This is a genomic window from bacterium (assembly GCA_035528375.1).
Classification (GTDB): Bacteria; RBG-13-66-14; RBG-13-66-14; order RBG-13-66-14; family RBG-13-66-14; genus RBG-13-66-14.
The window spans coordinates 1-8,684 of record DATKYS010000104.1 but is presented as its reverse complement, the minus strand read 5'-3'; the positions used below and the strand labels follow the sequence as shown (position 1 = coordinate 8,684).

Annotated in this window: 7 protein-coding genes; all 7 read left to right on the top strand. The window is 64.3% G+C overall.

Annotation, left to right across the window (positions count from 1 at the left end; all coding sequences use genetic code 11):
- The coding region (locus VM054_08320; protein ID HUT99066.1) for a C25 family cysteine peptidase at positions 1-2,756 on the top strand (2,756 nt) is incomplete at its 5' end.
- An 8-nt stretch (positions 2,757-2,764) separates the two neighbouring features.
- Complete coding sequence (locus VM054_08315) at positions 2,765-3,727, top strand: PorV/PorQ family protein (protein ID HUT99065.1); 963 nt, start codon at positions 2,765-2,767, stop codon at positions 3,725-3,727.
- A gap of 111 nt (positions 3,728-3,838) precedes the next feature.
- Positions 3,839-4,789, top strand: coding sequence for a PorV/PorQ family protein (locus tag VM054_08310; protein HUT99064.1), 951 nt, complete (start codon positions 3,839-3,841; stop codon positions 4,787-4,789).
- Between the two features lie 162 nt (positions 4,790-4,951).
- Positions 4,952-5,245, top strand: coding sequence for a zinc ribbon domain-containing protein (locus tag VM054_08305; protein HUT99063.1), 294 nt, complete (start codon positions 4,952-4,954; stop codon positions 5,243-5,245).
- Between the two features lie 3 nt (positions 5,246-5,248).
- Positions 5,249-6,538 (top strand): peptidyl-prolyl cis-trans isomerase, encoded by a 1,290-nt coding sequence (locus VM054_08300; protein ID HUT99062.1) that lies wholly within the window; start codon positions 5,249-5,251, stop codon positions 6,536-6,538.
- Positions 6,539-6,578: 40 nt separating this feature from the next.
- Positions 6,579-8,147, top strand: a complete 1,569-nt coding sequence (locus tag VM054_08295; GenBank protein ID HUT99061.1) for a peptidyl-prolyl cis-trans isomerase — start codon at positions 6,579-6,581, stop codon at positions 8,145-8,147.
- 7 nt (positions 8,148-8,154) lie between these two features.
- Positions 8,155-8,481 (top strand): DNA-directed RNA polymerase subunit omega, encoded by a 327-nt coding sequence (gene rpoZ / locus VM054_08290; GenBank protein ID HUT99060.1) that lies wholly within the window; start codon positions 8,155-8,157, stop codon positions 8,479-8,481.
- Positions 8,482-8,684: the final 203 nt, after the last annotated feature.

Genomic DNA, 8,684 nt, shown 5'->3' with positions numbered 1-8,684 from the left:
ACAAGGTATGGGGGGACATACCGGCAGGGGAGGTGGAGGACGGGACGAACTACCTTACCTTCGAGATAAGCGTACCACCATCACCCGACCCCCTTCATCCCTACTACGCGGGTATCTACGTGGACAGCTTCCAGGTGATTTACAACCGGGGACTGCGCGCGCAGTCGAGCACACTCGAAGGCTGGGGCCCGACGGGAGTGTCGGGCGAACGCGGGATGCGGGTTACCGACGTCACCGGCGACGACCTCGTTTTCTGGGACCTCACCCGGGGTGAATCCCTGGTGAACTTCGAGCTCACCGGGCCCGAGGGCTCCCGCGACGCCGAGTTCGTCTGGAACGCCGAGCCGGATTACCACCTGGTGGTGGCGGACCTCGGGCAGGCTCTCGAGCCCCTGGACGTTTACCTCGACGTACCGTCGGACCTTCACTCACCCGTTGACGCAGACCTGGTGTACATCGCCCACCCGGACCTCTGCGCTCCCCTGGACCCCCTGGTGGAGATGCACCGCGCCGAGGGCACGAGAGTCCAGGTGGTCCGCGTGGACGACATCTACGACGAGTACTCGGGCGGACGGCTGGACCCGGCCGCCATCCGCAACTACATCTACCACGCCTGGACCGACTGCGTCGGCGACCCGCTGACCTTCGTCACCCTGGTGGGGGACACCTCCTTCGACTACCGCGACGTGGAGAGCCGGTATCAGGGTCCGAACTGGAGAAAATTCCCCCAGGCCATGCTCCCCACCGCGTACGTCATCAGCGCCTCGACTAACGCCTACTTCGTCGCCTGCGATAACTACTTCGCCTCCCTTCTGACCGATGAGCAGCTCGACTCCGACGTGCCGCTGCCCCAGGTCGCCCTCACCCGTATCAGTGCCTACGAACCCTCCCAGCTCGAGACGTACGTCTCCCACGCCACGGCCTACCCCGAACTTCCGGGCGGCAGTTGGCAGACCAACCACGTCCTTCTTGTGGACAACACCGTGATCTACGTCGGCGAACCGCCCGAAGGTTCCCAGAACGAGCCCATCACCTTCGACATCGACGCCGAGGATATGCTACGGTACTCCGCGCAGGCCGGCATGGTGAACGACAAGGTCTACCTGACCGCCCTGGGCATGGCCATGACCGGCGAAAGGTCCAAAACTCCGCAGAAGTACGACGTGGGAAAACGCCGCTGGGCCACCCGGGAGCACGTCACCCCCGCGTTCTGGGAGGCTCTCCGTCAGGGCGAGCTCGTGGTCAGCTTCATCGGCCACGGCGCCTGGAACACCTGGACCCACGAGCTGGCGGAGACGAACCGTCCGCCCCTCTACCGGGACTTCGATGAATGGGACTGCCCCGTAACGCCGCTGTTAATCCAGTCGTCGTGCTCCGTCGCCGACTTCGACCGGACCCCGTCCACAGATCGGAACTGCATCAGCGAGTTCATCCTGTGGCTTCCCCAGGGGTGCATCGCCGCAACGGGCTCGACGCGGCTCTCGGGAGGGTTAGCTCAGAAAAAATACCACCGCGCGCTCTTCGAGGCCTTCTATCATCCCGAGAAGCGCCTCGAGATTCCCGCCTTCGGTCTGGCCCACATGCAGGACCTCATCATCGTAAGTGATTCCTACAACCGCCAGCGCCAGACGATGTTCGGCGATTCGGCCTCCCTGTTGCGCCGGGCCGAGCCCGGCCTGAACATAACCCCCCCCTCGGGCGACCGGGTCGCCCGGGGTGAGGTTCTGGTCGTCACGGGCGGCCAGACCGACCATTCCCCGGACAGCCCCGTGCTGACGGGAACCGTCCAGATTCGGGCCTACGACCGTCCGATTATGCCCTACACCTATACTTTTCCCTACGAGACCCGCATCTACCGCCTGGTCGGCGCCGCCTCGACGGAGCTCGTTGACGGCTCTTTCAGGACCCAGATCGCCCTCCCGCTGGACATGAACGACGACCTCTCCGACTACGAGATTTACCCCTACACCCTGGAGCTCCGGGCGTACATGGTGGACGAGACTACGGGGGAGACGATAACCGACGCCCCCTTCTCGGCGGACACGGTCTGGAAACTGGACATCGTCGGCTCGGTGGACCCGCCCGCCGACAACGAGGGCCCCGTAGTCAACCTCTTCTTCGACGACGGCGCCACCGCCTCCGGGGACTACATTGACGGAAGCGTCAAGCTCACCGCCGAGCTCTCGGACCCCCAGGGCATCCTTCTGCTCCGCTCCGACGGCGGGGTGCCCATGGTCTCCGGCGACATAGACCGGCCGATCATCCTCGTCGCCGAAGCCGATAAGCACAGCTTCGACATAGACCTGACCGACGACTACACGCCGGTCTCCGGTGATTACACCCGGGGTGTGATTGAGAGACAGCTCGAGCTGCCCCCGGGGGAATACACGCTCACGCTCTACTGCTACGACAACTTCGGCGAGCCGGGGTCCGCCTCGGCGGAGCTCGTGGTGGCCGACAGCCTGGGCCTGTCCGAGGTGCTGGTGGTGCCCAACCCCGCCCCGGGCCCGACGGCCTTCACCTTCTTCGCCAGCACACGGCCGGACCAGGCGCGCGTCCGTATCTACACCCCCGTCGGCCGTCTGGTGCGGACCCTCGAGGCGACCGGTCTGGTCACGGGGTTCAACGTCATCGAATGGGATGGAAACGACAGCGGGGGCCGGCCGCTGGCCAACGGCGTCTACCTGTATTCCCTCGAGGCCCGCGACGGTGACGACAAGACCACGGCCTTCGAGAAATTCATCATGCTACGTTAGGAGCTTTCGTGCGCGTGACACAGCCGACGGTGCTTCTGGGTTTGCTCGTCGTCACCGCGGTCGCGGCCGACGGGGACACCCTGTACGCCGGGGATTATCTGACGGCGGGCTTCGGCGCCCGTGGGATGGCCCTGGGCGGGGCCTACTCGGCGCTGGCCGTGGACGCCGCCGCCCCGGCCTACAACCCCGCGGGCCTGGCCTTCGCCGGGAACTACGGCGGGCTCTTCATGCACTCCAGCCGTTTCGCCGGCCTGGTCAACTACGACACCCTCGCCGGCTTCTGGACCCCCGACGAGAGTCTGGGCTCCTTCGCCCTCTCCTGGATCCGCACCGGCTACGACGACATCAAGCTGACCCGCTGGGGCGAGGACGGCCGGCCCGAGGTTTACGACGTGGTGGACTCCACGAGCAACGCCTTCCAGCTTACCTACGCGCGGCAGCTCGTGGAGAATCTTTCGGCGGGTGTCACCGTCCGCTACCTGTACGACGACCTGGTCCCCGACACGTCGGAAGGTGGCGCGGTCACCGCCGACGGGTTCGGCTTCGATCTGGGGGTCCTCTGGCGGCCGTCGGAACGGGCGGGACTGGCCCTGGTGGTCCACGATCCCTACACCGTCAAAACCTGGAGCAACGGCACCGCGGACACCTTCGACCCGCGCGTGGTGCTCGGGGGGGCGTGGGGCTTGGACCTGGCCGGGATAGACAGCGTGCTGACCCTCTCCGGCGACGCCGAGTTCATCCTCGCCGACTACGGTGACGCGGCGCAGCTCGATCTCGGCGACATCAGCCTCGACCTGCACGGGGGCCTCGAGCTCACCGTGGCCGACGTGTTCTCGGCTCGCCTGGGCGCCGACCGGGGGAAGCTCACCCTGGGCGGCGGGGTGTCTCTGTGGGGTATTTCACTGGACTACTGCTGGCTCAACCACGAGCTGGGCTCCACCCATAGGGTCAGCGTCGCCGTCGCCTTCTGAAGGAACTATTCGGGAAAGCCAGCGTATACGGGAAACGGGTAAAGACCGGCTTGAGTGGGTGGTCGGTCGCGTGTTAACGTACCCCCACACCGGAACCGCAGCGGGAGTGGCATGCGCAGGACGTTTTTGGCGTTGTTGATACTCATCCCGATCGGCGTCGCCCTGGCCGACGCGGTCAGCATCACCGTTCCCTGGCTGACGATGGACCCCGGCGCCCGACCCGGCGGCATGGGCAAGGCCTTTACAGCCGTGGCCGACGACGTCCACGCCACCTACTACAACCCCGCCGGCCTCGGCTTCTTCTCCGACCACATGGTCGGCGCCATGCACTCCGACCGCTCCCTCGAGGGCAATGACATCTACTACGACTACCTCGGCTACATCCACAACTTCGAGGACATCGGCACCTTCGGCATCTGGGTCCTCTACTCCAACGCCGGCCTCATCGCCATTACCAAGGAGAGCCCCCAGCCCATCGGCTACATGGCCGCCTACGGGCTATCCGTCGGCCTGTCGTACGGGTACGACATCATCGAGGACGCGTTGGGGGTGGGTGGTACGCTGAAGTACGTTTACGATCACCTCTCCAACGAAAACGTGGCCCAGGCGGTGGCCTTCGACGCGGGTCTTCTCTGGAAGACGCCGCTGGAGAAGCTCTCGGTGGGCGCTATGGTGATGAACCTGGGGACGGACCTCGTCTACCAGAAAGTCCCCGCGCCGCTGCCGCGCATGCTGAAGCTCGGCCTGGCCTACGAGATTCCCTTCAACGACGATTTCAACGAGATGCGGTTCAGCTTCGATTACTCCAAGTACATGTTGGGGCTCGACGATGATCTGGAGACGGAGCTCGGCGAGGCGGTGTTCGGAGTGGGCGGTGAATACTGGTACGCCGGCATCGTCGGCCTGCGCATCGGCTACTACTCCGACGAATCGGCGGCGGTCGTGGGGACCAGCTTCGGGTTCAGCGTACGCTACCTGGGCATCCAGTTCGACTTCGCCCAGCAGCCCGAGGGCGAGCTCTTCGGCATGAAGAACCGCTTCAGCGTGAGCTACACGTTCTGACTCGAGATCCAGGGTGACGACCGGTGGATGGGCGGGTCCACGAACCCGCCCGCCGAAGCATGCGCGGCCGATCGGGGAAAAGCAAAACCCGCGCCGCACCTTGACACGGCGCGGCGGCTTTAAGTATACTTTCCAGCCGCTCGACCCGCCTAAAAGCGAACCATGCCGACATACGAATTCCTCTGCGAGAGCTGCGCCAACCGTTTCGAGCTCTTCCTCCCCATCACCGCCGGGGATCCGGAGAGCTGTCCCGAGTGCGGCCGAGGGCCGATCCGAAGGCTGCCCTCACCCGGCGCGGGGTTGATCTTCCGAGGCTCCGGATTCTACGCCACCGACTACCGCCCCGAATCCTATAAAAAGGCCGAGAGGCGGGAGCGCGATACGGAGACCGATGGCAAACCCGCCGAAAAATCCCCCGCGAAAACCGACGGTAAAAAGCCCGACCCCGAGGAGTGACCGGTGCGTAACCGCGCCCGAAGGGAAATAACGATCCCCGCGGCCCTGGCCCTGTCCATTGTCGTGCTCTTCGCCGGCTGCGGTGAGGAGGGGACCGTGCTGGTCAACGTCGGCGACGGGGCGTTGACCGTCGAGAATCTCCAGCGCACCGCGACCCTTCTCGGCAACCAGGGATTCACGCAGGCGGGAACACGCCAGGGACGGGAGCAGCTTTTAGAAAAATCCATCCAGGTGGAGGTCCTCTACCAGGCGGCCCTCGCCGCGGGGGTGGACGAGCTTCCCGACGTACAGGCCCAGTTGGAGCAGTCCGCCCGGGACGTGATCATCTCCAACTACATCCGCATCAGCTTCGCCAACTACGGCTTCTCCGAGGACGAGCTCTTCGGTTACTACCAGAATCACGCCGCCGAACTGGTGTCGCCCACCCAGGCCAATGTCAGGCACATCCTCACCGAGAACGAAGCCGAGGCCGGGCGTGTCCTCACCGAGCTCCGGGGCGGGGCCGACTTCTCCCGACTGGCCGCCGAGCGTTCCAAGGACCGGATGAGCGCGGTGAACGGCGGCCGGCTCCCGGTGGTGTATCCCGACAACCAGGTCCTCCCGCCCTACGTCATCAAGGCCATCTTCTCGGCCGAGGTGGGTGAGCCCTTCGGTCCGCTGGAGAGCCAGATGGGCTGGCACGTGTTCGTCGTGGACGCCTTCAACCCCGGCAAGCCCCTCTCCTTCGACGAGGCCAAGCCCCAGATAGTCCTGGAGCTCCTCACCCCGGAGGAGGACGTCCGCGCTTACTACGATGCGCACCGGGACGAATTCGACCGCCTCGACGCGGTGAGCCTGCGCTACGTCCTGTCTGCCACCCGCCAGGACGCCGAACGGGTTATCGCCCGGGCGAAGGCCGGCGAGAATCTCGACGAAATCGCCCGCGAGGTCAGTCTCGACGCCGCGACCAGGGATAACGGGGGGCTGATCCCCAAGCTCTACCGCGGGAAACCCCTGCCCCTGTTCGCCGGAACGGGGGACGAGAAAACCTTCGAGGACGAGGCCTTCTCCATCAAACCCGGCGGGATGAGTGAACCTTTCGAGCTATCCCGGGGCTGGGCCGTGATCCAGGTCCTCGATTTCACCCCGGGCGAGAAGTCACAGTACGATAACGTGCGCGCACAAGCGCAGTCGAGGCTCTTCGAGACACGGGTCCGCGAGAATGAGCAGGAGTTCTACGACGCCCTCGAAGAGGACCTGGGAATCAAACGAAACGAGGAGGCAATCTCGGCCTACCTCGAGGGTTCCGGCTAAAACTAACCACGGACAAACAGGTCATCGGTGAGGTGACACTATGCTCAGAACAGCCTTCATCTGTACCGTTCTTGCCGTCCTCTCGATGTGTCTGGCGACGCCGGCCCAGGACGACCGCCCCGTCGCCTGGATAGACGGCGAGCCCTTCACCATTGACGACCTGGAGCAGCGGATAGCCGATCTGCCGCCCCAGTACCAGTCCATGCTGACCGATGAGGAGGGCCGGCGGGGCTTCCTGGATCAGATAATCCAGGAGCAGGTGCTCTACCTGGCCGCTCTCGACGAGGACCTGGATTCGGATCCCAAGGTGGAGCGCCAGATCGAACAGGCCCGCGTGCGCTCCCTGGCCATCGCCTACTACGAGGATTTCTTCGGCGAGTTCTACGGCTACTCCGAAGAAACCCTCCGCAAATACTACGACAGCCACCGCGACGAGTTCATGACCGACGCCCAGGTTCGCCTGCGCCACATCCTCTATGCGACCGAGGAGGACGCCCTGGCGGGCAAGGCCCGTCTCGCAGCCGGCGAGATTTCCTTCTCCGACCTGGCCAAGGCCGACACCACCGACGTCAAGACCAGACGTCTGGGCGGGATGCTGGGGCTGGTGACGAAGGACATGCCCATCCCCCAGCTCGGCGCCGTGCCCGAGCTGCAGGCGGTCATCTTCGGCCTTCCGGTGGGCGAGGTGGCGGGCCCCGTTCAGAGCAAACTCGGCTGGCACCTGCTCCTGGTCGAGGAGAATATCGAGTCCAAGGCCCTGGACTTCGACCGGGTGAAATCCCGCATCGCCGACTACATCCTCGTTCCCGAAGCCGACGCCATCAATTTCTACGAGGAGCACAAGGGGGAATACCTGGACGAAGAGCAGGTCCAGCTCCGCATCATCGTCTGCGCGGAGGAGGATAAAATCAAGGCGGCGCACCAGGCTTTGGAGAGGGGCGAGAGCTTCGAACGGGTCGTCGGAGAGTACTCCGAAGACGAATCGTCCGCTCCCGACGGCGGCCTTCTGGGTTATCTGAAGCCCTCCTCGCCCATCCTGGCCCTGGGGAGGAAATCCCGCATGGTCATCAACCATGCGATAAAAGAGCTGCTTGACGGGCAGTACTCGGAACCGCTCGCGATAGATTCGGGCTGGGTCATCGCGCAGAGAGTATCGCACCTGGAGCCGCGTCAGAAACCTTACGAAGAGGTGCGAGGGGCGGTCCGGGGTCGAATAATCAGTGAAGCCTCCAACCAGCGCGTCCAGGATTTCTTCACCGAGCTTCGCGAGCAGTACGACGTGGTGGTGAACGAGGAAAACCTCTTCGCCGAACCGAAACCCAAGGAAAGCCCGACCGAGCTTTACGCCCTGGCCGAGGCGGCCCCGCCGCCCACCGCGGTCAGCTACTACAAGAAAATCCTCGAGTTCTACCCCGACTCCGACGAGGCGCCCAAGGCTCAGTTCATGATAGGCTTTCTGTACTCGGACAAGCTGAAGAACTACGACGAGGCCGAGGCGGCGTTCAACGCCTACCTCGAGCGCTGGCCCCGCGGCGACCTCTCCGAGAGCGCCCGGTACATGCTCGAGCACATGCGTGACGAGGACATCGAACTTCCCGAAGGCCTTTAGGAGCGAAATGGTCGAAAATGTTTACGAACCCGAGGCCGAGGGCTTGATTGAAGAGGAACCTAAACCCATGCGGTTGCAGGCCAGGTCCACGGATCTCTTCAATTTCTACCAGATATCCATCGAGGAGCTCATCTCCAAGGCGAAGGACCGCTACGATCTGGTCATGAAGGTGGCCAAGCTGGCCCGCGAAATAAACGTCGCCAGGCTGCGTTACGGGGTCCCGCGTCCGGAGAAGTCAACGGTGGTCGCCCTCAACGAAATCCTGCAGGAGAAAAGCCTCGAGGCCCGGAACCCCGACGAGCTGTTCGATCCCGCCGAGGAGAGGGCGGAGTAGCCGCCTTATCATGTGCAGTGACGAGGGGACGCCCGGCGTCCCCTTTTTTACGCCGCTCGGGGTCCGCGCCGTTGGGGCGTGTGCCCACACCCGCCCGTTTTTTTTATCCATCGCCATGCGCCTGAATGTAGGGCGGGGATTTTAATCCCCGCCGCTTGCGATGATGTAGGGCGGCCCCTCCGCGGGCCGCCGCGTTTTCTACG

Bases quoted from the DNA above. Each gene is read 5' to 3' on its own strand.
- VM054_08310 (HUT99064.1), top strand. From the start codon at position 3,839: ATGCGCAGGACGTTTTTGGCGTTGTTGATACTCATCCCGATCGGCGTC.
- VM054_08305 (HUT99063.1), top strand. From the start codon at position 4,952: ATGCCGACATACGAATTCCTCTGCGAGAGCTGCGCCAACCGTTTCGAG.
- VM054_08295 (HUT99061.1), top strand. From the start codon at position 6,579: ATGCTCAGAACAGCCTTCATCTGTACCGTTCTTGCCGTCCTCTCGATG.
- rpoZ (HUT99060.1), top strand. From the start codon at position 8,155: ATGGTCGAAAATGTTTACGAACCCGAGGCCGAGGGCTTGATTGAAGAG.